The 24,795-nt window shown below is 60.6% G+C and carries 21 protein-coding genes and 1 tRNA gene; 10 read left to right on the top strand and 12 right to left on the bottom strand.

All coding sequences use genetic code 11. The features are described 5' to 3' along the window. The 5 genes from GS620_RS10200 to speB all read left to right on the top strand — a co-directional run bounded on the left by GS620_RS10200 (window position 1) and on the right by speB (window position 6,443). A complete protein-coding gene (locus GS620_RS10200) occupies window positions 1-1,086 on the top strand; it encodes a DUF1513 domain-containing protein (protein WP_171363858.1) in 1,086 nt (361 codons plus the stop codon). 101 nt (window positions 1,087-1,187) lie between these two features. Continuing rightward, window positions 1,188-3,077: a biosynthetic arginine decarboxylase gene (gene speA, locus GS620_RS10195; protein ID WP_171615629.1), complete on the top strand. Its 1,890-nt coding sequence runs from the start codon at window positions 1,188-1,190 to the stop codon at window positions 3,075-3,077. A gap of 25 nt (window positions 3,078-3,102) precedes the next feature. Next, complete coding sequence (locus GS620_RS10190) at window positions 3,103-4,326, top strand: saccharopine dehydrogenase family protein (RefSeq protein WP_171329378.1); 1,224 nt, start codon at window positions 3,103-3,105, stop codon at window positions 4,324-4,326. A gap of 108 nt (window positions 4,327-4,434) precedes the next feature. Continuing rightward, complete coding sequence (gene nspC, locus GS620_RS10185) at window positions 4,435-5,604, top strand: carboxynorspermidine decarboxylase (RefSeq protein WP_171615627.1); 1,170 nt, start codon at window positions 4,435-4,437, stop codon at window positions 5,602-5,604. Then, complete coding sequence (speB, locus tag GS620_RS10180) at window positions 5,601-6,443, top strand: agmatinase (protein ID WP_171232820.1); 843 nt, start codon at window positions 5,601-5,603, stop codon at window positions 6,441-6,443. The genes nspC and speB overlap by 4 nt, the downstream gene beginning before the upstream one ends. Before the next feature lie 39 nt (window positions 6,444-6,482). Here the strand turns inward: speB and GS620_RS10175 are convergent, their stop codons facing one another. Then, window positions 6,483-7,085, bottom strand: coding sequence for an HD domain-containing protein (locus tag GS620_RS10175; protein ID WP_152458899.1), 603 nt, complete (start codon window positions 7,083-7,085; stop codon window positions 6,483-6,485). A gap of 101 nt (window positions 7,086-7,186) precedes the next feature. Between GS620_RS10175 and GS620_RS10170 the strand changes: the two genes are divergently transcribed. Then, on the top strand, window positions 7,187-8,020 hold the full coding sequence (locus GS620_RS10170) for a LysR family transcriptional regulator (RefSeq protein ID WP_171118584.1): 834 nt from the start codon (window positions 7,187-7,189) through the stop codon (window positions 8,018-8,020). A 3-nt stretch (window positions 8,021-8,023) separates the two neighbouring features. Here the strand turns inward: GS620_RS10170 and lptF are convergent, their stop codons facing one another. Next, a complete protein-coding gene (lptF, locus tag GS620_RS10165; protein WP_171615625.1) occupies window positions 8,024-9,163 on the bottom strand; it encodes an LPS export ABC transporter permease LptF in 1,140 nt (379 codons plus the stop codon). 218 nt (window positions 9,164-9,381) lie between these two features. Here lptF and GS620_RS10160 point away from each other — a divergent pair, with 218 nt between their 5' ends. Beyond that, window positions 9,382-10,308: an alpha/beta fold hydrolase gene (locus GS620_RS10160; protein ID WP_171615623.1), complete on the top strand. Its 927-nt coding sequence runs from the start codon at window positions 9,382-9,384 to the stop codon at window positions 10,306-10,308. A 427-nt stretch (window positions 10,309-10,735) separates the two neighbouring features. Here the strand turns inward: GS620_RS10160 and GS620_RS10155 are convergent. Further along, window positions 10,736-10,811, bottom strand: a tRNA-Trp gene (locus tag GS620_RS10155). 141 nt (window positions 10,812-10,952) lie between these two features. On the opposite strand from GS620_RS10155, the gene GS620_RS10150 reads away from it, so the two are divergent. Beyond that, entirely contained in the window at window positions 10,953-11,657 is a 705-nt protein-coding gene (locus GS620_RS10150; RefSeq protein WP_171168817.1) for a DUF374 domain-containing protein, read from the top strand. Here the strand turns inward: GS620_RS10150 and GS620_RS10145 are convergent. The 5 genes from GS620_RS10145 to GS620_RS10125 form a co-directional block, all read right to left on the bottom strand. Beyond that, window positions 11,654-11,899: a MoaD/ThiS family protein gene (locus GS620_RS10145; protein ID WP_152458904.1), complete on the bottom strand. Its 246-nt coding sequence runs from the start codon at window positions 11,897-11,899 to the stop codon at window positions 11,654-11,656. The two genes, GS620_RS10150 and GS620_RS10145, sit on opposite strands and share 4 nt — an antisense overlap. After that, window positions 11,892-14,147 carry a xanthine dehydrogenase family protein molybdopterin-binding subunit gene (locus GS620_RS10140; RefSeq protein WP_171206207.1) on the bottom strand — a complete coding sequence of 752 codons (2,256 nt, stop codon included), beginning with the start codon at window positions 14,145-14,147 and terminating at the stop codon, window positions 11,892-11,894. The genes GS620_RS10145 and GS620_RS10140 overlap by 8 nt, the downstream gene beginning before the upstream one ends. After that, window positions 14,147-14,626, bottom strand: coding sequence for a (2Fe-2S)-binding protein (locus GS620_RS10135; RefSeq protein WP_171615621.1), 480 nt, complete (start codon window positions 14,624-14,626; stop codon window positions 14,147-14,149). Before GS620_RS10135 ends, GS620_RS10140 begins: the two co-directional genes overlap by 1 nt. After that, the gene (locus GS620_RS10130) at window positions 14,623-15,489 is read right to left on the bottom strand and encodes a xanthine dehydrogenase family protein subunit M (protein ID WP_171615619.1); all 867 of its coding nucleotides are present in this window, start codon (window positions 15,487-15,489) and stop codon (window positions 14,623-14,625) included. The genes GS620_RS10135 and GS620_RS10130 overlap by 4 nt, the downstream gene beginning before the upstream one ends. A gap of 125 nt (window positions 15,490-15,614) precedes the next feature. Next, the gene (locus tag GS620_RS10125) at window positions 15,615-18,827 is read right to left on the bottom strand and encodes a reductive dehalogenase (RefSeq protein WP_171615617.1); all 3,213 of its coding nucleotides are present in this window, start codon (window positions 18,825-18,827) and stop codon (window positions 15,615-15,617) included. Between the two features lie 75 nt (window positions 18,828-18,902). Here GS620_RS10125 and GS620_RS10120 point away from each other — a divergent pair, with 75 nt between their 5' ends. Continuing rightward, on the top strand, window positions 18,903-19,805 hold the full coding sequence (locus tag GS620_RS10120) for a LysR family transcriptional regulator (RefSeq protein WP_171615615.1): 903 nt from the start codon (window positions 18,903-18,905) through the stop codon (window positions 19,803-19,805). Here GS620_RS10120 and GS620_RS10115 read toward each other — a convergent pair. Continuing rightward, window positions 19,796-20,647 (bottom strand): LysR substrate-binding domain-containing protein, encoded by an 852-nt coding sequence (locus tag GS620_RS10115; RefSeq protein WP_171615613.1) that lies wholly within the window; start codon window positions 20,645-20,647, stop codon window positions 19,796-19,798. The two genes, GS620_RS10120 and GS620_RS10115, sit on opposite strands and share 10 nt — an antisense overlap. Window positions 20,648-20,750: 103 nt before the next feature. Between GS620_RS10115 and GS620_RS10110 the strand changes: the two genes are divergently transcribed. Continuing rightward, window positions 20,751-21,452: an SDR family oxidoreductase gene (locus GS620_RS10110; RefSeq protein WP_171118641.1), complete on the top strand. Its 702-nt coding sequence runs from the start codon at window positions 20,751-20,753 to the stop codon at window positions 21,450-21,452. A gap of 2 nt (window positions 21,453-21,454) precedes the next feature. Here the strand turns inward: GS620_RS10110 and GS620_RS10105 are convergent, their stop codons facing one another. The 3 genes from GS620_RS10105 to GS620_RS10095 all read right to left on the bottom strand — a co-directional run bounded on the left by GS620_RS10105 (window position 21,455) and on the right by GS620_RS10095 (window position 24,778). Next, the gene (locus GS620_RS10105) at window positions 21,455-22,726 is read right to left on the bottom strand and encodes an FAD-dependent oxidoreductase (RefSeq protein WP_171615611.1); all 1,272 of its coding nucleotides are present in this window, start codon (window positions 22,724-22,726) and stop codon (window positions 21,455-21,457) included. 191 nt (window positions 22,727-22,917) lie between these two features. Beyond that, window positions 22,918-24,075, bottom strand: a complete 1,158-nt coding sequence (locus GS620_RS10100) for an acyl-CoA dehydrogenase family protein (RefSeq protein WP_171615609.1) — start codon at window positions 24,073-24,075, stop codon at window positions 22,918-22,920. 139 nt (window positions 24,076-24,214) lie between these two features. Then, window positions 24,215-24,778: a TetR/AcrR family transcriptional regulator gene (locus tag GS620_RS10095; RefSeq protein WP_171615607.1), complete on the bottom strand. Its 564-nt coding sequence runs from the start codon at window positions 24,776-24,778 to the stop codon at window positions 24,215-24,217. Window positions 24,779-24,795 lie beyond the last annotated feature (17 nt).

The raw sequence follows: 24,795 nt of genomic DNA, 5'->3' as shown, positions 1-24,795 counted from the left end.
ATGACATCGCGCCGCCGTTTTCTTGCAGGGCTTGCTGCAACCTCTCTGCCTCCGATCCATGGATGGGCCTCGGTGGGAAGGCCGGAGTTTCTGGCCGCAGGGCTGTTTCCGGATGGTTCGTATCGACTGGCCGGGCTGGATGCACAGGGAACGCTGCTGTTTTCCGTGCCCCTGCCCGCGCGCGGTCATGCGGCGGCGGCACATCCGGTCAAACCACAGGCCGTGGCCTTTGCGCGCCGTCCGGGCACCTTTGCCGTGGTGATTGATTGCGTGACGGGATCACCGATCGCGCGGCTGACGGCGCCGGAAGGCCGGCATTTTTATGGTCACGGTACTTTTTCAGCCGATGGCGCGATTTTCTTTGCCACCGAAAACGATTTCGAAGCCGGAGAAGGTATCATAGGCGTCTGGGACGCCGAAACCTTTGCGCGCTTGGGTGAATTCCCCTCCGGCGGCGTCGGGCCGCATGACATGCGGTTGATGCCAGGTGGGAAAACGCTTGTGATTGCCAATGGCGGGATCGAAACCCATCCCGAAACCGGGCGCACGAAGCTGAACCTGCCGACGATGAAGCCCAACCTGACCTACCTTTCCCTGTCGGGCCTGGTTCAGGAGCAGGTGTCGCTGACGCCCGCGCTTCACAAGAACTCGATCCGCCATCTGGCGGTCCGTCGCGACGGGCTGGTGGGCTTTGCGATGCAGTGGCAGGGCAGCAAGGCCGAACATCCGCCCTTGCTGGGCCTGCACCGTCAAGGGGAAACCCCGCACCTTCTGTCAGCGCCTGAGCAGGATCAAAGAACGCTGCAAGGCTATGCGGGCAGCATCGCGTTTTCGGCGGATGGCGCAACCGTTGCCATCACCTGTCCACGCAGCAATGCGCTGCATCGGTTCGACGTGGCCAGTGGCACATTCAGCGATGCGTTCGAGCTTGAGGATGTCTGCGGGCTTGGATCGGGCCCGAACGGCTTGGTTTTCACCACCGGAACCGGTGTGTTCGGCGCCTTGGCCACTGCGCACCCCGAGATCCGGACCCGCGCGAAGTGCCAGTGGGACAATCATCTGGTCCGGATCACCCCACCGGCATGAAACTCGGATTTTTCCGTCACATAGTTTAGGCTTGGAAGAATCAAACAGCTGCCGTATTTGCGGGCGCGAAACTGGCACCCCTACGTTAAGGACCGACTTGATTGAAACAGACGCCCGACGCACCGCATTCCATCTACGGAGTTGAGAAATGGGGCAAAGGCCTCATCGAGGTGACGGAGCAGGGCGAAATCGGTCTGCGCAATCCCTTGGCTCCCGAGGTTGGCGCGATCAGCCTGCCCGGTATTCTCAGCGATCTGGACGACCGCGGCATCAAGGCCCCGATGGTTCTGCGCGTCTCTTCCTATCTGGAACACGAGATCGCGCATCTGAACGAAAGCTTCAGGGATGCTATCGCCCGCGTCGGTTACAGGGGCAGCTATCGCGGTGTGTTCCCGATCAAGGTGAACCAGCAGGCCCAGGTCGTCGACCGGATCGTCGAATTCGGCAAGAAATACAACTATGGGCTCGAGGCCGGGTCCAAACCCGAACTGGTGATCGCGCTGGCGCATCGTCTGGCCAGCGAGGCGTTGATCGTCTGCAACGGCGTCAAGGACGCCGAGTTTATCCAACTGGCCACGCTTTCCCGCAAAATCGGCTTCAACACGGTGATCGTTCTGGAAAGCCCGAAAGAGGCCGACACGGTGATCGAGGTCTACAAGGAACTGGGGATCGAACCGCTGATTGGTGTGCGGGTGAAACTGACCAACCAGATCAGCGGCAAATGGGAAGAAAGCTCGGGTGACCGGTCCGCCTTTGGCATGAACACCGATCAACTGGTGGCCACTGTGGACAAGCTGCGCGATGCGGGCCTTCTGCATTGCCTGAAGTTGCAGCACTCGCATCTGGGATCGCAGGTACAGGACGTCAACGACGTACGCCGCGCGGTGGGCGAGGCATGCCGTTATTACACCGAACTGACCCGCGAAGGCGTGCCACTGACCCATCTGGACCTCGGCGGTGGCATGGGCGTGGATTACACCGGTGAAAAGAAGGCGGCTGAAAACTCGATCAACTACACGGTCGAGGAATATTGCGCCAACGTGGTGGAAACCGTGGCCTACGCGATGGATGAGGCCGAAATCGACCACCCGACGCTGGTCACCGAAAGCGGTCGCGCTGTGGTGGCGACATCGTCGATGCTGGTGTTCAACGTGTTGGAAAGCACATTGTACGATGCGCCCAACGGCCCCGAGGTTGAAGCCGACGATCATCACATGGTTTCGGACCTTGCCGCGGTGCACGGCTATCTCAGCAAAGACCGTCTTCAGGAATGCTGGAACGACGCCAATTTCTACCGCAACGAATTGCGCGCCCTGTTCCGCCGTGGGTATGTAGACCTGCGCCAGATGGCCCGCGCCGAACGGATCTATCTGTCGCTGATGGCCCGCCTCAAGTCACTGGCGGCCAGTGACGATCTGGAAACCGACGTGGACGACCAGCTCGAGAAAGTGGCCGATATCTACCACTGCAATTTTTCGCTGTTTCAGTCCCTGCCCGACGTCTGGGCGATCGACCAGCTGCATCCGATCGTGCCCTTGCAGGGCCTGAACCAGACACCCGACCGCCGCGCGGTTCTGTCCGACATCACCTGCGACAGCGACGGCAAGATCGACCGGTTCATCCTGGCTGATGGCGTCTCGCCCAGCTTGCCGGTGCATTCCCTGCCGGAACAGGATGAATACTTCATGGGCGTCTTTTTCGTCGGCGCTTATCAGGAAACGCTGGGCGATCTGCATAACCTGTTCGGCGACACCAACGTCGTCACCATCGACCTGCGCGCTGACGGAGGGTTCGACCTGCTGCACGAACAAGAGGGCGACACGATCAGCCAGGTGCTGTCCTATGTCGAATTCGACCCCACCGACTGCGTCGCCGCCTTCCGCAAAATGGTGGACGAGGCGATCTCGACCGGTACTCTGAAAGCCAAGGACCGCAAAACCCTGATGAGCGCCTATCGCGACTCGATCAACGGCTACACCTATTACGAATAACCCCCTGTGAGAGGAGACTACCCCCATGGGTTCACTTAGTGGCAAAACACTGGTTGTCGGCGCGGGCGGCGTATCCCACGCCGCCGTGCACAAGATGGCGATGAATTCGGACATCTTCACCGAAATCACACTAGCCAGCCGGACCAAGTCGAAATGCGACGCCATCGCCAAATCGGTGAAAGAGCGCGTGGGCGTTGACATCGCCACCGCCGAGCTTGACGCCTACAAGGTCGAAGACACGGTCAAGCTGATCAAGGAAACAGGCGCGGAAATCCTGGTGAACCTGGCCCTGCCCTATCAGGACCTGGTGCTGATGGACGCCTGCCTCGAGGCCGGGTGCCACTATCTCGACACTGCAAACTACGAGCCCGAGGACGAGGCCAAGTTCGAATATCACTGGCAATGGGCCTATCAGGACAGGTTCAAACAGGCCGGCCTGACCGCGATCCTCGGCTCGGGCTTCGATCCGGGTGTTACATCCGTCTTTGCCAAGTGGCTCAAGAAACACAAGCTGGACACGATCCGCCAGATCGACGTTCTGGACGCCAATGGCGGCCAGAACGATCAGGAATTCGCCACCAATTTCAACCCGGAAATCAACCTGCGCGAAGTCCTGGCCGAAGTGCGCCACTGGGAGAACGGCGAATGGAAGCACTCTCCCGCCATGACCCACAAGGTCGAGTTCGACTTCCCCGCCATCGGCCCCAAGAACATGTACCTGATGTATCACGAGGAACTGGAATCGCTCAGCACCCATTTCCCCGAGATCGAGCGCGCCCGCTTCTGGATGACATTCGGCGATGCCTACATCACCCATGCCAAAGTGCTGGAAAACGTCGGCATGACCCGCATCGACCCGGTGATGCATGACGGCAAGGAAATCATCCCGATCCAGTTCCTGAAAACCCTGCTGCCCGATCCCGGCGATCTGGGGGCGGAGACCAAGGGCAAGGCCTGCATCGGCGACATCGCCACGGGTCAGGCCAAGGACGGCTCGGGCGAGAAGACCTACTACATCTACAACATCTGCGACCACGAGGAATGCTATGCCGAGGTCGGCAGCCAGGCCGTCAGCTACACCACCGGAGTCCCCGCCATGATCGGCGCGGCACAGGTGCTGAAAGGCAACTGGCGCGAACCGGGCGTGTGGAACATGGAACAGCTCGACCCGGACGATTTCATGGACATGCTGAACACCCACGGCCTTCCCTGGCAGGTCCACGAACTCGACGGGCCCGTCGACTTCTGATCCCTCGGGGCGGTCCGCGCGACCGCCCTGCTTCATCTGGCTGAAAATATCCCGGGGGGTCCGGGGGGCAGGCCCCCCCGGGGCTTTTCACAATCGGAGACGCCCGAAATGTCCGACATGATGACCACACAGGCCGGAGACGCCGGCGCCTTCCGCCACTTCGACCTGACACGCGTGCCGTCACCCTGCTTCGTCGTCGACGAAAAGGCGGTGGAGCGAAATCTGGCGGTTCTGGCCGATATCGGTGAGCGCTCTGGCGCGCATGTCCTGTCGGCGCTCAAGGCCTTCTCGATGTTCGCTCTGGCCCCTCTAGTGCGACAGTATCTCGGCGGCACTTGCGCAAGCGGCATCTACGAGGCCCGGCTGGGCCGCGAGGAATATGGCGGCGAGGTCGCGACCTACTGCGCGGGCTACAAGGACGCCGACATCGACGAAATCCTTGCGCTGTCGGATCACATCATCTTCAACAGCCCCGGGCAGAAAGACCGCTTTCTTGCCAAGGCACAAGCCGCGGGGCGGCAGGTCGGGCTGCGCATCAACCCCGAGCATTCAGAAGGCGAGGTCGCGAAATACGACCCCTGCGCACCGTGTTCACGCCTCGGCACCCCGGTCAGCCAGCTGGACGCCAAGGTGCTGGAGGGCGTGGATGGCCTCCACATGCACACGCTCTGCGAACAGGGGTTCGAGCCTCTGGCGCGCACCTGGGCCGCTGTCGAACCGAAACTCGCCCCCTTCCTGAACGGCCTGAAATGGCTCAATTTCGGCGGCGGCCACCACATCACCCGCAGCGACTATGACCGCGACGGGCTGGTGGACTTCATCAAGGCCATTCGCGCCCAATACGGCGGCGAGGTCTATCTGGAACCCGGCGAGGCGGTGGCGCTGGATGCGGGCATCCTGGTAGGCGAAATCCTCGACCTGCCGCACAACGGCATGGATCTGGCGATCACCGATATCTCGGCCACCTGCCACATGCCCGACGTGATCGAGGCCCCCTATCGCCCCGCCCTGATGGACGAGGCCGAAACCGGCCACACCTATCGCCTGGGCGGCCCCTCGTGCCTGGCGGGCGACGTGATCGGCGACTACACTTGGGCCGAGCCGCTAAAAATCGGGCAGCGCTTTGCCTTCCTCGATCAGGCGCATTACTCGATGGTCAAGACCAACACGTTCAACGGCGTGCCCCTGCCCACCATCGCCCTGTGGAACAGCGAAACAGACGACCTGAAAATCATCAGGCAATTCGGCTACGACGACTTCAAAGAGAGGCTTTCATGAGCATTTTCCTCGACAGCGAACTGACCGAGACCGAACGCAGCGAAGACGCGCGATTCCGCGTGATCCCGGTGCCGCTGGAACGCACCGTATCCTACGGGTCCGGCACCGCCAAAGGCCCCGAAGCGATCATCGAGGCCAGCAACGAACTCGAACGCATCACCGGCCACGCCGAACCCTGCGTCGAAGGCATCTTTACCGAGCCCCCGCTGGATTGCGACGGCCCGCTGCCGGACGTTATGGAGCGCCTCGCCCAGCGCACCGAGGCCGCCATCCGCGCCGGCAAGGTGCCGGTCACGCTGGGTGGTGAACACTCGCTCAGCTATGGCGCGGTCATGGGTGTGACTCGCGCGCTAGGCCAGCCCCTCGGCATCGTGCAGATCGACGCCCATGCCGATCTGCGCAACGCCTATCAGGGCGAAAAACACTCGCACGCCTCGGTGATGCATCTGCTGGCCGAGGAAGGTATCCCACTGGCCCAGTTCGGCGTGCGCGCCTTTTCCACCGAGGAAGCAAAAAGCCGCCTGAGGAACCGCGTCTTCCACGTGGATGCCGAAGAGTTGGTCACCGGCAACATCCATGCCGTCGACCTGCCCGAGGATTTCCCCGAACTGGTCTATGTCAGCTTTGACGTTGATGGGCTGGACCCGGCGCAGATGCCCGCGACCGGCACGCCCGTTCCGGGCGGGCTGGGATACTATCAGGCGCTTCGCCTCGTCGAACACGCCCTGAAGGGCCGCCGCTGCGTCGGCTTCGACGTGGTCGAACTGGCCCCCGACGGCAATGCCGCCTGGGATTTCACCGCGGCGCAGATCGTCTATCGCCTGATGGCGAGCTGCTAAACAGGCAGGCGGGCCGGGCTGGCCCGCCTGATCCGGTTCCTAGCCGGTTTTGCCGTCATCGGCGGTTTCGTTCAGCTCCATATGGCCTTCGCCCCTGTTCAGGACGCGGCGCAACATGGGTTCGAAGAACTCCAGCGGCTTGGTCGGATAATTCGGGTCGAATGCCTTCTGATCGTATTCATGGCAGAAATAGCGACAATCTTCCCAATAAGGACTGTCGCGATATTTGTCGCGCGCGTTGCGGTCGCCGCCCAGATGGTGGTTGTAGTAATATCCCTGAAACACGCAATGATGCTTGAGAATCCAATACGTCTTTTCGCTGACGTAAGGCTTCATCATCGCCGCTGACAGCTCTCCGTGATTGTAGGGGGACAGGATATCGCCGGTATCGTGGATCAGCGCCGCCACCACCAGTTCTTCATCCGCACCGTCCTCGTAAGCACGTGTCGCGGCTTGCAGGCTGTGCTGGTAGCGGTTCACCGGATAGGGCGTCCATTCTTCGTCCAACGAGCGGATGGCATCGAGGATGCGATCTGGCAGGGCCGCATTATACGCCTCTTCATACTCCATCACGGCGTCCCAGTCGGCCTTGGTGGCTGTTTCGAAACTGGTCCAGGTGGGTTTGTGGCTTTTGTCCAGCATGGCTGATCCTTTGGCATATGTCCTGAACGGAAGCGTAGTTCGAAACCAAGCTCCAAAAAAATGAATTGATTTTATCACAATGATCAAAAAATACTTTCGACATGCAATTCAAAGCTCTGGAAACCTTTCTCTGCGTGGCCGAAGCCGGTGGCTTTCATGCCGCCGCCCGCAAGTTGAATGTGACGCAGACCGCTGTCAGCGCGCGTATTCGCCTGATCGAGGAGGAAACCGGCAGGGCGCTGTTCACGCGCGGTGCCGGCGGAACGGCGCTGACCGAGTTCGGCCAGCAGTTCAAACCCTATGCGGAACAGATGTTGTCCCTTTGGGGCTTTGCATCGCGCGACCTGCCGGTACAGGCACAGAACCGCCCGGCGCTGCGGTTGGGCGGCCAACTCAGCATCTGGGATCCGTTGCTGGTGGACCTGGCGGTTCGGTTTGAACAGCGCTTTGGCAAGTTGCTGTTGACGCTGAACTATGACCACGACCTGAACATGGTCGAAGCGGTGGCAACCCATGTGCTGGACGCGGCAATCACACATGAAAAGCCGGCGGACCGGCGTGTCACGTGGTACGCGCTTGAACCCGAGCTTTTGTCCCTGGTCCGGACGCCAAAGACTGACGGCACGGACGATGACATGATCTTCGTCAACCTTGAACTGGGCGAGGTCTATCAGGACCATGTCAGATCGGCTGCGCGACGGGCGTCGGGTCAGACAGTGTTTCTTGGCAATTGCATGATGGCGCTGCGATATGTTCTGCACCGAGGCGGAAACGGCTATTTCCCCGATTACGTCATTTCCGAACATCTGGCCTCGGGTGCTCTGGAGCGGGTCGAGGACAGTATCAGCTTGCCGCTGCCCATGTATCTGGTCACCCGCGGTGATCGCGAGGAATTTGACGACATTCACAGCTGTTTGGTGGATCTTCGCGGCTAGAACTCAGGCCGGCGTCGGCATGATCTGGGACGCGCGCTGCCGTTTTCGCATCAGCGGCCGACCAGCAACAAGCAGGAAGAGGCCCGAGATCAGCACCCCTATGATTGCGGGAAGGTACAGCAGAAACCAAAGCTCCGGGTCATCGATCACCACCGGGGAAACAAACCCGCGCACACCTTCAAGCAGCACAAGAATGGTGAAGGCACCCAATATCTGCGGCCACAATCCAAACCGGGAAAAGCTGCCCAGCATCAGGGTTGAATACCCGGCCAGCGCCACGGCGATGCAAATCGCGATCCACGAGAACCGCTGGTGCAGCTCTTCGATCAGCTTGCCTTGGCTGAACCCTTCCGTGGCTGAAACCTCATCCCGGTTGCGGATCAGGTCCGCCGTTGGAATAGCTTCGAGGCTGCGCCGGGCCATCGGATTTGTATTCGTCAGCTCCGAGATGTCGTAGGACGCGTCCTGGAACAGGGTCGATGACAACACCTTGCCTTCCTTGTTCAGGCGCAATGCAACCCCATCAACCATCACAAGGTGGATGCCCGCATCATTATTGACCAGATAGGCGGTTACGCTTGAATAGCTGACCGCGTTTTCAGGATCGCGGCGGTCAGACACGAAAACTTCGTGGAGTGTGCCGTCCAGATCAATGCTGCCTATGTAAACCGTGACACCTTCGGCGGGGTGCAGAAACTCGCCTTCGTTCAGCAGTTGAGCCGTCACATCTCCGGCCACTTCGGCTTGCCGGATTTCCAGCTGTTCCACCGAGGCCGGGCGCAGGAACACGCTGATGATCGCCATCATCACCCCGGCAATCACACCGAACAGCAGCACAGCCCGGGCAAGCCGCCAAGGGCTGGATCCGGTGGCCAGCATAACCGTCAGTTCACTTTCGCGGCTCAGGCGATTTGTGGCATAGACGGCGGCGGCAAACACGGCCATGGGCATGACCGTGCGGATCAGGGTCGGCAAAGTCAGCGCGGTGAATTCCAGAAAGACCATTGCCGACTGCCCGCCGCTAATGACCCTGTCAAACAGGCTGACAGACCGGGTGATCCAGAACACACCGACAAGCACCAGGGTGAAAAAGCCAAACAGAATCAGCAATTGCCGCAGGAAATATCCATCAAAACGCGACATGGGGCCTCGTGCGTGTGTTCGTTTGCAGCGGACACTAGGGCATTAAACCGGCAGAGGAAACAGGCATTGGACGTCAGGATGCCCCTGTATGCAACCTTGGCGCATACCGGCTTCATCGCACATCCCCGTTTTGGCATCAGAAGGGCCGGGAGATTACGCTTTGTGAAAACAGCGGCTCATGGCACATTTTACGAATTGATTAGAATGGAGTTTGAATAATGGCACTGTTTTTTTCACGCCGCACCTATAACGCCCCGAAGAAAAAGTTCACGTTAAAGCCGGCGGCAAAGACCAGATATGTTCACATCACCCAGCAAAGCCCCGGTGGAAAAATTCGTAAGGGAAGTATTGTCAAAAGAGCCAAATGGCTGGATCTCGTGCGACAGGAAGGCGGGGATTCGGCCGTCCTGATCTATGTTCACGGGTTCAACACCAGCCAGAAGGACATGCTGGACCGGCTGGGAAAAATAGAAACCAATCTCAGGGGCAACGGGTATCAGGGCGCGGTCGTTGCCTTTGACTGGCCCAGCGACGGATCGGTGCACACCTATGACTCGGACCGCTCCGATGCCAAGGCGGTGGCACCGCATCTAGTGGGGGACGGAATCTTGCCGCTGTTGGGAATGTCGCCGCGCCCCAAGGTGCATCTGATCGCTCATTCCATGGGAGCGTTGGTGGTACTGCGCGCATTCTCTGACTTCGGGGATTCGGCCGGGCCCGGCAACAAGATATGGTCGGCGGATCAGGTCATGTTCGCGTCAGCGGACATCGATTCAGAATGGCTGGAAAAGGGCGCATGGGGCGATCTGGTCCTGAAAAAACGGTGCAAGCGATTCACCAATTACTACAGCCGGAAAGACAAGGTGCTGGCCCTGGCCGGCGGGATTGTTCACGGCGGTCGGCGTCGCGCCGGTCGTGTCGGGATGCCGAAGCTGACCTCGAAAGGTCATTGGGATATTTTCTGTGACCACCAATATCAACGAGACGTCCCCAAAGGACAGCGCAAGATGATGAAGTCGCATCGCTGGTGGTTCGACAGCGGCGGGTTTTATGAGGACCTCGCCCTGACGATCGACGGCCATTCGGAAAAAACGATGCCGACCCGGCACAAGACAAATATCGGGGATCTGGCGCTGCTGGCCTGACTGACCGGCCGCCACACGCCTTTCTCTGGTGCAAAGCCCGATTTTGCGGGTTCTGCTCAATTACCGGCTTTGGGCAGAATCTCTACACGTTCTGATATCGTCAGTATGCGTTGCTGACCAGAAACGGAAAGGGCGCGCTCGACCACAAGCGCGCCCCAGTCACAAGGGAGAAACTGAAAACCTGCGTTCTGTGCAGAACCTGAACGCCAACTCTTTGACATCCTCAGATAACCAGACTTCCCGATGTCAGTCAGTGACGCTGTTCACACTCTGGGCCGGAATTTTTTGATGGCGTATAGGGTTTGGTTGCACTGCGGCTCACAATACCTGCACGCGTCCTGATTGCCGGTTCGCCCCGGCCATAGTCGAAAGACGCACGCGCTGGAAACGCGCCAGGCACGATTGCCGATTGGTGTTTTGATGCGGATGGCAGGGGCAGCAGGGTTCGAACCCGCGACCTACGGTTTTGGAGACCGTCGCTCTACCAACTGAGCTATACCCCTGTGGTGAGCCCCAGATATGACAGCCGCGCGGCGGACTCAAGAGGCTTTTTCGAATTCCACACCACTATCTGAGCCGACAAACAAGTTGCGCAAAATGTGCAGTGCGCTAAGACAAGGTCCGGTCAGCAAAAGGAACCCCGTGTGAACCTCCGCAAGAAGATCGCAGACAGCGAAGCCGTGCTGAACTGGGTGGCCCGCCGGATTGCCACTTACATTCGATTGGTCAACCGAAACACACGCTGGCAGCGCATCGGATACGAAGAACTGGATCAGCTGGCCGAACAAGGTGAGCCGGTCATCGTTGTGCTGTGGCATCAACGGCTGGCGCAGTCGCCCTATTTCTTCCCGCTGGACAAGGGGCGCATCTGTTCGATCACCTCCTCTGCCCGGGCGGGCAGCATGGTGGGCCGGGTACAAAAGCTGTTTGGCATGGACACGATCGCCATGGCCAGCAAGACACGCCACGTCGCCTTGTCACGTCAAGTTCTGGGCAAGATGAAGCAGGGTATCTCTATTGGGATCGCGGCAGACGGACCGCGCGGGCCGGAACGGGTTCTGTCGACGGTTCCGCTGGTATGGGCGCGCACCTCGGGCAAGCGCGTATTCGGTATCACCTTCTCCACGAAACATGGTCGCGAAGCGGGAACCTGGGATCACCTTCTGATGCCCCGCCCCTGGCGAAATGAAGGCGTGTTTCTGTGCCGGGAATGGACTGAAACGGTGCCCCGCAAGGCCAGCGAAGAGGAAATCGAGACCCTGCGCCTGAGCCTGGAGCAGCACATGAACGACATCACGGCAGAAGCTGACCGGATGGTCGGGCGCGAGCCCTGGTCACCTGACGCCTAACCGCCCCTGAGACGTTGCATCAGATAGACTTCGCTGCCTTCGGGAATCGGCTCGGTAAGCCCTGTGGCAATGACACGCCCGTCGATCGCGATGGAGACCCCCGCGTCAATGGGGGCCTGCAACTGCGGGTGGGCCCGGACCAGAGCCCGCAAAAGCTCTCCGGTGGTTTTGGCCTCGACCTCAACCACTTGCTGGCCCCCGGTCAGTGACCGGAGGCCGGACCAGAGGTGGACCTCAACCATTTTCCTTCAGGGCCGCCAGAATGCGCGGCGGAGACATCGGCAGTTGCTTCATCCGAACACCCGCCGCATTGGACACCGCATTGGCGATGGCGGCCAGGGGCGGCACGATGCCCGTCTCGCCCACGCCGCGCACCCCGAACGGGTGGCCCGGGTTGGGCACTTCGACGATCACCGTGTCAATCATCGGCAGGTCACTGGCAACGGGAATCCGGTAGTCAAGAAAGATCGAGTTCTGCAACCGGCCATCTTCGCCATAGATGTATTCCTCGTTCAGTGCCCAGCCGATGCCCTGCGCGGCGCCACCCTGATACTGCCCTTCCACATAGGTCGGGTGGATCGCCTTGCCGGCATCCTGAATGACCGTGTAGCGGGTGATCGATGTCTTGCCGGTTTCCGGATCGACCTCGGCATCGACGATGTGGGTGCCAAAGGATACGCCCGCGCCTTCGGGGGTGGCTTCGAAATGGCCCGAAATCGGGCCTCCGGTCGATCCCATATCCGCCGTGATATCGGCCAGAGGCAGCGGGTCGAAATCCCCTGCATTGGGCCCCGAGGGTACCGCGCAGCCGTCTTCCCATTTCACCGCATCGACCGGGATGCCCCACTTGGCCGCCGCACGTTCGCACAGTTTCTCGACCGCGTGTCTTGCGGCCTTGATCGTCGCGAGGCCCGACGCGTAGGTCACGCGCGAACCATGGCTCACGTCGTTGTAACCCAGCGTCGCCGTGTCGGCGATGGTCACGCGGATGTTTTCATACGGAATGCCCAGAACCTCGGCCGCCATCAGAGCCATGGATGCGCGCGACCCGCCGATGTCGGGTGTTCCGACCATCAACTGCGCCGAACCATCCTCGGACAGTGCCAGCGAAACGCTGGTCTCGCCCCCGTGGTTGAACCAGAAACCGCAGGAAACCCCGCGCCCCTGCCCCGGCTTCAGCGGTGCCGAGTAATGGGGATGCGCTTTGGCAGCCTCAAGGGTTTCGACCAGACCGATGCGTTCGTAGGTCGGGCCATAGCTGGCCTTCGTGCCTTCATGCGCGGCATTTTTCAGACGCACATCAATAGGATCGAGGCCCAGCTTGTTGCAGAGCTCATCAATGACGGATTCTACGGCGAAGGCGCCCATGGGTGCACCCGGCGCGCGGTAGGCGGCCTGTTTCGGACGGTTCGACATCACGTCGTAACCGATCTGCTTGACGTTGGTCAGGTTGTAGGGCGCAAAGGCGCACATGGCCGTCATGTCGCCCGGGGCGCCGGGGAAGGCCCCGCCTTGCAGGCGGAAGACACCCTGCGCCGCCGTGATCGTGCCGTCTTTCTTCATGCCGATCTTCACGTCCATCGACGCCGAAGAGGTCGGCCCGGTGGCCCGGAAAACCTCGGACCTGGTCATCACGATCTTGACCGGTCGGTTTGCCTTGCGGCTTAGCGCCAGAGCAACGGGTTCGATGAACACCGTGGTCTTACCGCCGAAACCACCGCCAATTTCAGACGCAGTCACGCGCAGTTGCGAGGTTTCGATCCCCAGCAACGCCGCACAGGTTTTCTGCGCGATCCAGTGGCCCTGAGTTGTGCACCACAGCTCACCCTTGCCGTCATTGCCCAGCATGCCCAGACAGGCGTGCGGTTCGATATAGCCCTGATGGGTCGCCTCGGTCACAAAGCTGTCTTCGATGACCAGATCGGCCTCGGCAAACCCAGCCTCGACATCGCCGTGCCCGCTTTCGTGATAACGCACGACGTTCGGGTGCATCCCTTCCGGCACCGAATAATCCGCAGCACCTTCCCGGATCACCGGCGCGTCCGGGGCCATCGCTTTGTCCACATCGGTGACGTGCGGCAGCACCTCGTATTCGACTTCGATGAGTTTCAGCGCATCCCGTGCCGCCAAGGCAGATGTGGCCGCGACCGCAGCAACCGCGTGCCCGTCATAGAGCGCCTTTTCCCCCGCCATGACGTTTTCCAGCACGTTCCAGAATTCGCCTTCAAGCCCGGGCTTGAACGGGACATCGGCGAAATCGGCACGGGTCACGACGGCTTTGACGTCCTTCGATGCCTCGGCTTTCGAGGTATCAATCCTGACGATCCGGGCATGGGCGTGGGGTGAGCGCAGAATCGCGCCATGCAACATGCCGGGGGCCGAGATATCCGCACCGAACTTGGCCCGGCCTGTCACCTTGTCCAGTCCGTCAGGGCGATCGGGGCGGGTGCCAACGAAAGTGAAATCAGTTTTGCGATCGTCCAGAGCCATTATGACGCCTCCCGCATCTCAGCCGCCGTGTCCATCACGGCGCGAATGATCTTGTCATAGCCGGTGCAGCGGCACAGGTTGCCCGCCAGCCAATAACGCGTTTCTTCCTCGGTCGGATTGGGGTTCTTCTCCAACAGGGACTTCGCCGCCACCAGAATGCCCGGGGTACAGATGCCGCATTGAAGCGCGGCGTATTCGATCATCTTCTTCTGCAACGGGTGCAGGACGTCACCATCCGCAATCCCTTCGACGGTCTCGATCTGCTTTCCTTCGGCCTCGACACCCAGCATCAGGCACGAGCACACAAGGCGGCCATCGACGGTGACCGAACACGCGCCGCAATCACCGGTGCCGCAGCCCTCTTTGGAGCCGGTCAGGTTCAGCTTGTCGCGCAGACAGTCCAGCAGGGTTTCGCGCGGGTCACAGAGGTATTCAACTGCGTCCCCGTTTACGGTGGTGGATACGTGGAGCTTGCTCATGCGTTTTCTCCCTTCGCGCGGGCATAGGCGATCTTCGCGGCACGCTTGGCCAGAACGCCGGCGACTTCGGTGCGGAATGCGATCGTGCCTCGTTTGTCGTCGATCGGATTGCAGGCGGCCGACGCGGCCGCGGCCAATGCGTCAAGGGCGGCATCTTCCAAAGTGCTGCCGATAATCGCGTTGGCACAGTCTTCAACCAACAGAACGGTCGGTGCCACGGCACCCAGCGACACGCGCGCCTCGGTGATGACGTCACCATCCAGACGGAGGTTCACGCCAACGCCCACGACCGCAATGTCCATTTCGGTACGGGGGATGAACCGCAGATAGGCGTCGCCCCCATTCTTGCCTCGGGCCGGAATGTTGATGGCCGAGATCAGTTCGCCTTTCGCCAGCGAGGTCTTGCCGGGCCCGGTCGGGATGTCCTCAACCGCAACGTCACGCGTGCCATCGGGGCCGGTTACGGTGACGGTCACGCCAGCCGCCACCATGGCGGGCACGGAATCAGCCGCAGGAGAGCCATTGCACAGGTTGCCCGCCAGCGTCGCGCGGCCCTGAACCTGAGTTGAACCGATCAGGTCCATCGCCTCGACGACACCGGGCCAGTCGCGGCCAAGGTCGGGGTGCTCGCTCATCTCGGCGCCCGTGACGGCCACGCCGATCGTCCAGCTGCCGTCGTCGTTGCGGGTGATGTCACGCACGCCGTCGATCTTCTTGATGTCGATCAGCGTGTCGGGCGTAACCAGTTCCGAGCGCAGTTGCACCAGTACATCCGTACCGCCCGCCAGAAAACGTGTGATGCCCGTCGCGTTCGCGGCCAGAGCCGAAGCTTCGGCAAAGCTGGCGGGGCTGTGATAATCCATGAAGCTACCTCGTACCTGTTGATCAGGAATATCTGGGTTCGCGGCGACGTTAATTCACACCTCGTCCGGCGTCCATGGGCCGAGCGACCAAAATTCAACTTCCAAATGTCGCTTTTGGACAGGGTTCAGAGATCGATTTCGATCACCCCATCAGGTTCCGCCGCGCGGCTTTGGCACAGGATCATGGCGCCTTCGCGCTGTTTGCGGGACAAAACGAAATCCCGATGCTCGACCTCGCCCGAAATGACACCGCATTTACAGACGCCGCAGATGCCGTCTGCGCATTTCACATCCACATGAAAACCGGCTTCGTTCAGAACTTGCGCCGCGTCCTTGTCTGCGGGCACGGGCAGTGTCCGGCCCGAACGCGCAAGCTTGAGTTCAAACGCGTGGTTTTCATATTCAGGCGTTTCAGGAACCGAGAAATATTCCAGATGACGTGCCACTTCGGGAAAGCCCTGCTGCTCGGCCGCCTGAATCACGCCGTTCATGTAACGATCCGGCCCGCAGGTATAGACATGCCATCCATCCCGGTAGCCGGACAGAATCACATTCAGGTCGGCGCGGGTGCCTTCATCCGAGAAATGGTAATGAACGCGATCCGCCCAGGGCATGGCGGCCAGATCATCCAGATACCCCGCCCCGCCCCGTGTGCTGGCCGAATAGTGCAATTCGAACTTGCGGCCCAGCGCATGCAGGCGATGGGCAAATGCGATCATCGGGGTGATTCCGATGCCGCCGCCCATGAGGAATGTTCTGGTTGCCGTTTCATCCAATTCAAAGTGGTTGATCGGTTTGGACACGAAAACCTTTCGGCCCTCGGTGAAGATGCGATGCAACAGCGCTGACCCGCCACGCCCGTCATCCTCGCGCAGCACGCCGATCTGATATTTCGTACGATCCGACGGGTCGCCCGACATGGAATATTGCCGCAGAAATTCCGGCGCGACCAGGACGTCCAGATGTGCGCCCGCTGTCCATCCCGGCAGGGGCGCACCGTCCAGCGATGCAAATTCGTATTTCGTGACATCCGTCGTCATCTTTTCAACCTTGGTCACGGCGACCCGCATCACAGGTGCATCACCGGCGATCTGATAGCGATGGATGATCGACATGTCCCCGCTTGCCTTGCGGGCCTTGTACTCGTCGGCCGTCACCATGGCCTCATAGGCTGCAATCCCGGCTTCTCGGTCCATTGCAAAGGGATAGGGCCAGGGGTGCGGAGCCAGATAAGCGGGATAGACGGCCAGGGTCTGATCTTCATATTTCAGGTCCAGATCCTTTTGCAGATCGCGCCGGTTCAACGGGTGCGTCGTGGGGCGATAGGCGCCGTCGGGCTGCAACTCGATATCCCACCACCATTTCTTGATGTCGTTCAGCCCGCCATTGCCGATCGCATCGTCCAGCCTGGCCAGCGCGGGCGCGGCGGCGGGGATGTTCATCGCAGCCCACCGGAAGGGGCGCTCGGCGAAGATGCCTTCGAGGTTCCACGGGCAGGTCTTCATGCAGCGCCCGCACATCGCACCGCCCGGGGTCGTCACACGGTAAGTGGCGCATTTCTGACTGTCGGATTTCCAGATTTCATAACCGTTGAACATCAGCTTCGGTCCGGCGGTGATCGCGCCCGAGGGACATTCGCGGGCGCATTTGTTGCAGGATCCACAAAAGGTTTGCAGGCCGAAATCGATGGGTTTGTCATGCGCCATCGGCATGTCGGTCGTCACCACGCCTGATTTCAGGCGCGGGCCCAGATAGGGGTTCAGGATAACTTCTCCGATCCGGCTGACCTCGCCCAGACCGGACAGCAACAAAAGCGGCGGTTGCAGCACCTCGCCATCCATCACCGTATGCGCCTTGGCCTTGTAACCGAGGTTGCGGATCTGCTGGGCGATCACGCCTCCCAGCAGCGAAAAGCGCAGATAGGCGCGCATGGATTGGGCGACACTGATCCAGTCGTCACCACTGGCACCTTCCATCGTTTCATAGCCCTGATCGATGATCATGCTGATGGCCTGATCATGAGGCGGCACGATTTCTTCGCCGGTGGCGTCATGAGAATACCACGCCCATTCCGGGCAGCGGCTGAGGCCCACTGCATCGACCCCAAGGAAATAGGTCGCCGCCTTGATGTTTGCCGCATTGCGTCGGGCATCGGTTGACTTGCGCAGGTCAGCGCTTTCACCGTCCTGCAACAGAACGAATGCACCCAGCGCGCGACGCTGGGCAAAGCTGGGCGCGGCTTTGCGCACGTAGTACCCGCCTTTCGCGGCGTCCTGCAATGACTTGCCCATGTCGCCGAACTGGGCGCGGGCGAACATGTCGGCGCGCTTGGGAACGCGGGCAACATTCTCTTCGTCGATATAGGTTGTCGGAGCCTCGACCCGTTTGAGTTTTTCGAACGGATGGGCCCCGTCCACATAGCGTCGTTTGGCATATGGGTCACGGTTGAGGGTGTTCTTGGCAAATCCCGTGCCCAGCCACCATGCCGGGCCTTGGGTCCGAAACCACGGCTGTTGCGCCATGGGCCTGAGCGGCCGGTCATGCGCGACGGGCATCTCGGTCGTCACGGCTGCAAGGCCAAACCGGGTGCCCAGCCACGGCGCAACCAGCTTGCCGCCCTCGACCGAGGCCAGACCGGCGGCCACGGCCAGCTTGCCCAGATCGACTTCGGACGACATCACGCTGTGCGCGCGGGCGTCAAAACCCAGTAGTCGGATATAGTTGGCGACGACCACGGCATTCTCGGTTGCCAGCAGGCAGGAACGATGATCCTGCGCGTCGATGATCCACTCCGCACCGGGTTCGGAAGGGTCAGGGTCGCGGTTATGTTCGTAAAGAAAGACGATGGCGTGACGGTGGTCGTTAATCGGCTTGGGCGCGGCCTCCATACTGTCTTTCAGATCGGCCATGATGAGATCGATCCCAGAGGCCAGCGTTTTGGTCTGGCGCGTGCGCAGCGCGTGGGCAAGCCGGTCGATATCGGGGTTGCGGCGTGGTTCGTCCAGCAGTGCATCCGACGGCAACGGCCCACAGCCCATCATCGATGCGTCGTTGAAATACCCAAATGCCTTCAGATGGTTTGCGCGCTCCTGCGGATCTGAGGGGATCTCGGATGCAATCGGGTTCACCAACCCGTCGCGGATCGCGTCCAGCATCGCCTGAAACTCGCCCATGGCGTTGACGATGCTGTCGGGCCGTTCCGGCCGGTGGAAGCTCAGTTCGCCCATGGCGGGCACGCGCGACAAATCCGGCATGGTATCTTGTCGGGTCAAACGCTCCAACGGGTATCGCCCCATGTGAACGGGCCGGTTCTTGTCCGAGAAAAAGCGGATTCCCATTATGCGCCTCCTGTTGCCATCCATCCCCTACCCCGTCATGGACAGCGAAACCATTCATGCATAATCATAAGTGGTATGAAGAAAATCGATTTCACCGATCTCGACGGCAGGGTTCTGCGCACCTTTCTGACCATTCTCGAGGAAAGCTCGGTTTCGAAAGCTGCGGATCGGCTGGGCGTCACGCAATCGGCCATCAGCCACACGCTGGCCAAGCTCCGGCTGGTGCTGGGCGACCCGTTGTTTGTCCGTTCCGGTCAGGGCCTGACCCCGACCGAGCGCGCCTTGTCCCTGAAGGAGCCCGCGCAAAAGGTGCTGGACGGAATGCGGGCGCTGACCGAAGGGCGGCCGTTCGACCCGCAGTCTGAACAGATCAGGATCCGCATCGCCACCAATGACATGCCGCGCGAGTTGATCTTTCCGCGGCTGTTTCGAGAAACACGTGCCGAAGGCGCAGGCCTGCGGCTGGAATTCATTCCTTCAGGCGTGCCCGACCCCGAGCTGCTGCGCAGTGACAGATGCCAGTTGATGCTGACCCCGTTGCCGCCGGACGGGCCGGATATCTTTCAAAAACGTCTGATGACCAGCCCGCTGATGCTGTTCTATGACGCCACACAGCGCACGCCCCCGGACAGTTGGGACGCCTATTGCAACTGCGATCATGTCGAGGTTCGCTTTGCCGATGGCCGCAATGCCCGCGCCGTCATGCGTGGCGTCGATCAAAGCCAGATCAGGCCAGCGGTGGTGACCCTGCCTCATTTCAACGCCATCCCGGCCTTCATACTGGGCAGCGACCTGATCTCGACCGACACGGCGCTGATGAAACAGGGCCCGCTGGCCATGCTGGATTGCGCGCCACTGCCGTTCGAATGCGCGTCGGTGTCGATCTACATGGTCTGGCACCAGAGGTCGGCCAATGACCCGGCACATCGCTGGTTGCGGGCCCGGATCGAGGCGATCGCCGCGTCTCTTCAGACCTGAGACAACAGCCAGTCGCGCATGATCCTGACCAGTTGCGGCTGGCGCGGCTTGCGGGGCGCAACCACGTAAAACCCCAGATCTGCAAGCAGGACATCCGCAAGCGGCTGAACAAGACGGCCCGAGGCCACCTCGGGCACGACAAGAGGCGCATTGGCCAGTGCTATCCCCTGCCCCGAAACTGCGGCATCGATCGCAAGGCTGGTCTGGCTGAAGCTCATCATTCTGGGCTTTCCACTTACGCCCACCCGTTCAAGGAACAAGGGCCACAATCCGTGGGTATCGTTCAGCAATACCTGCTTCATCAAGTCAGAAGGGGTGCTGACTTCCCTCGCCATGGCAGGGCTGCATACCGGGATGAATTCGGTCGAGAACAAAGGCACCGCTTCCAGTTCCGCCGCAAACGGCGCTCGACCCTGCCTGACAGCCAGATCGACGCCATCCGAACTGAAATCCGCCAGACGCTCGCGCGCATCCACCTGAACCGAGATGTCCGGATACAGGTCCGTGAAGCCCGACAAACGCGGCACCAACCATTTCGAGGCAAAGCTGGGCGTGACCGACAATGTGATCCGCCGGTCCGGAGACAGGTCTTCGACGGCCTCTTCGATCAATCTGAAAGCACGCCGCAGCGGCGCGTGAAACCGCCGCCCGGATTCGGTCAGTCGCAACCCACGCGGCAGGCGATCGAACAGAACCTCGTCCAATCGTGCTTCAAGCCCGCGCACCTGCTGCGCGACGGCACCTTGTGTAACGCCGAGTTCCTCGGCGGCCAGTCGAAAGTTCAAGTGACGGCCAGAAGCCTCGAAAGCGCGCAAGGCGTTTAGGGGTGGAAGGGCGGTCATGCTGTTATCCTGTAGATTTTCTACAGAATAGAGGCAGCAGAACTGATTGGTCAAACCACTGTCCGACGGCCATCTTGGGATCAATTGAAAACGGAGATGTCAAATGGAAAAAGTAGCACTTATCACGGCGGGCGGCAGCGGCATGGGGGCGGATTCCGCCCGGAGGCTGGCGGCGGACGGGTTCAAGGTCGGCATTCTGTCCTCCTCGGGCAAAGGGGAAGCTTTGGCAAAGGAGCTGGGCGGCGTCGGCATTACCGGCTCGAACCAGTCCACCGAGGATTTGCAGAAACTTGTCGATGCCGCCATGGCCCATTGGGGGCGTATTGACGTTCTGGTCAATTCTGCCGGTCACGGTCCCCGCGCCCCGATCCTCGAGCTGACGGATGAGGATTGGCACACCGGCATGGATGTCTATTTCCTGAACGCGGTGCGCCCAACCCGGCTTGTGACCCCGATCATGCAGGCGCAGGGGGGAGGCTCGATCATCAACATCTCGACCTTTGCCGCGTTCGAGCCGGATCCGGTTTTCCCGACCTCGGGCGTGTTCCGCGCCGGGCTGGCCGCCTTCACCAAGCTGTACTCGGACAAATTTGCCGCCGCGAATATCCGCATGAACAACATTCTTCCGGGCTTCATTGACAGCCTGCCCGAGAAAGAAGAATTCCGCAGCCGCATTCCGATGGGTCGTTATGGGCGCAGCTACGACGAGATCGCCTCGGTCGTCGCTCTGCTCGCCTCGGAGGGCGGCGGTTACATCACCGGACAGAATATCCGGGTGGACGGCGGTATCACCCGGTCTGTCTGAGCTTAGAACCGCGCCTTTACAAGATGCGTCAGCGCCGCGCCGGATTCAAAAAAGGCGCGGCGCACGCGCGTCCAGTTTTCGCGGTGTTCCGACACGGCGGGAACCGGCAGAAGCGAGGGATCATCGGCCAGAAGGCTTTCGGCCATCATGCGGCCGAACACAGTGCCCGGGCCGATGCCGCGACCGGAATACCCGTGTGCGGCCAAAGCGTTGGGGCCGATCTGCGTGATCTTTGGAATATGATCCGATGTCATTGCGATCCGCCCGTGCCACCCGTGTTCCAACGGCTGGTCGGCCAATTGCGGATAGAGCTCGGCCAGCTTGCGCCGGACCCAACCGGAATGTGCAACCCGGCCGGCATGTCCCAGATCCCCCATGCCGCCAATGATCATCCGACCCGCCTGATCCAGCCGGAATGACGTCATGATCAGCCCGGTATCCCAGCACCCTTCTTTCCTTGGCAGGATACTGGCGCGCAAATTGTCGGTCAGCGGGGCCGTGGCATACTGGAAATAGTAGACCGGCACATAGGCAGGCGCGGTATCCGGCAGCGCAAGATGATAGGCATTCGTCGCCTGAATGACCGATCTTGCCCGAACCGTCCCGCCCGGTGTCACCAGAACCCAGTGCCCGCCCTCATATGTCATGGTCTGCACGGGGCTTTGCGTGTGTATCCGCGCCCCGGCCTGTGACGCCGCGCGCGCCAAACCCACCGCATAGGCCAAAGGCTGAATGGTTCCTGCCCGTGGATCGAACAAGGCACCTTGAAAGGCCTGGCTGCCGGTGCGTTCACCCGCCTGGTCCGCCGACAACAGCTCAACCGGCGCTCCGGCTTCGCTCAACTGCGCATGACGCGTATGCAGGTCCTTCAAACCCGACGCGGAATGAGCGCAATGCAGGGTTCCGTTGCGCACGGGCTCACACGCAATGCCATATTCATCGATCAAGGCAAACACATCCGACGGCGCCTTGGCCAGCAAGTCGATCAAACGGTTCCCCGGTTCAGTACCGATATGCGCACGGATGTCGTCCGGCGGCAGCCACAGCCCCGCATTGACCAGACCGACATTGCGCCCCGAACCGCCAAACCCGATTTCCTGCGCCTCGAGCAGGCAGACCGACGCGCCGGCGCGGGCTGCGGTCAAAGCCGCTGAACAACCGGTGTAGCCACCTCCGAAGACAGCCAGATCAACCGCTGCGTCAGCGGTCAGGGGCGGTGCGGGGACTGTCTCGGTGCAAGTGGTCTGCCAAAGTGCATGTTCGGGATCGTTCACGTCGGGCCTCTGAGTCTTGTCGGCGGATCATCATACCGATGCCCCTCCCTTTGCAAGCGGCCTTTTGACCCGTGCTGCGGCAACGAAACAGGCCCGGCAGGAACGGGCTTTGCCCGGGCCTGCCGGGCCCAACCGGAGGAGTCATTCCGTGAGGAATGAAGACGACGGGCGGGAGAGCCCGCGTGGTGGGCTCAGACGTCGAGCGATCGCGCGATCAGCTCTTTCATGACCTCGTTGGTGCCGCCATAGATCATCTGCACCCTGGCATCCGCGTAAAGACGCGCAATCGGGTATTCCATCATGAACCCGTAGCCGCCGAACAATTGCAGGCATTCATGCATGATCTCGTTTTGCACCTCGGATCCCCAGTATTTGGCCATCGAAGCAGTTGCCGCGTCCAACTCGCCTGTTTCCAGTTTCCCGATACAATCATTGATGAAACTGCGCAGAACCTCGGCCTTGGTCTTGCATTCCGCCAGTTTGAACCGGGTATTCTGAAAATCCATCACCCGCTTCCCGAAGGCTTTGCGTTCCTGCACGTATTTCACGGTTTCGCCGATGGCGAAATCGATCGCGCCCAGCGCCATGATCGCGATATTCAACCGTTCCCACGGCAGCTGTTTCATCAGCTGATAGAAACCCTGCCCTTCCTCGGGGCCCAACAGGTTTGTCATCGGCACTTTGACATCTTCGAAAAACAGCTCGGCAGTGTCATTGCCTTTCATGCCCAGTTTCTTAAGATTCCGCCCCCGGCGAAAACCTTCACACCCGTCAGTTTCCACCACGATCAACGAAACGCCGCGTGCACCAGCGGTCTTGTCGGTCTTGGCGGCCACGATGATCAGATCCGCAGTCTGTCCGTTCGTGATGAAGATTTTAGACCCGTTCAACCGGTAGGAGTTGCCGTCCTTCTCGGCCGTCGTCCGCACCGCCTGTACGTCCGAACCGGTACTGGGTTCGGTCATTGCCAGCGCGCCGACCAATTCACCCGACGCCAGTTTGGGCAACCACTTCTTCTTCTGATCTTCGCTGCCATAAGCGGTGAGATAGTGGGTCACGATCGACTGAATGCCATAGCCCCAACCCGCATCACCCCGCGCGCCCTGTTCGTAGGCCGTGATGGCGTCAAAGCCCATGCCGCCGCCGACGCCGCCATATTCTTCAGGGATCGCACCCGCCATCAGCCCGGTTTCGCCGGCCTTTCGCCAGAAATCGCGATCCACAACGCCGTTTTCAACCCAGGTTTCGATATTGGGCGACAGTTCGTCATCCATGAACCGACCCGCCATATCCGCGAACATGCGGTGTTCATCAGTGACCCATGCCGCAGTCGAAGTGAAAAGTGACATTGAACGCCCTCCAATCGGTCTTTCCGAAAAGGCTAGCGCCGTGTTCGGTTCACGCCAATCCTTGTGACGCCGCGTCCCTTTGAGGAACAACGCAACGTCTCGGCCTGCGATGTCAGAGAACACCTTTTGGCTGGCGGGGTTAAGCCAGTGCTTTGGCCAAAAGGTGCTTGGCCGCATCCTTGGCGTCTTCCGCCGGATCGCAGTTCTTGAGCAGGACGGCGGAAACGATGGCTCCTTCCTGCAACAACACGATCTGACTCGCGAGCTTCCGAGGATCATGCGTGCCGGCCTGTTGGGCTATGGCCGCGAAGTGTTCCAGCAAAAGCTGTTTGTGTTCGGCGGCCTGCACATGGATGGGGTGATCCTTGTCCTGATACTCGGCCCCGGCCTTGATGAACATGCAGCCCCGGAACCCGTCCTCTTCGAACCACTCTTTCAGGGCATCGAAACTGACGATGATCTGATCGGCCGGTGTTTCCGCCATCTCGTCGATGCGCTGAAAGAACCAGTTGCGAAAGTTCTCATCCCGCAAGCGCAGCGCGGCGATGATCAGGTCTTCCTTGGTGCGGAAATGTTTGTACATCGACGTCTTGGACACGCCCGTTTCCACAACCAGCTTGTCCATGCCGGTTGCGTGAAACCCGTCGCGGTAAAAGACCTTCAGGGCCTTGCTGACCAACTCATCCCGTTTGTTTGGGCGCATGATTCGGCTCCATGGTG

The organism is Ruegeria sp. HKCCD6428, assembly GCF_013110595.1.
Classification (GTDB): domain Bacteria; phylum Pseudomonadota; class Alphaproteobacteria; order Rhodobacterales; family Rhodobacteraceae; genus Ruegeria.
Note: the sequence above shows the minus strand (reverse complement) of the source record. Positions and strands in the feature narration are given on the sequence as shown.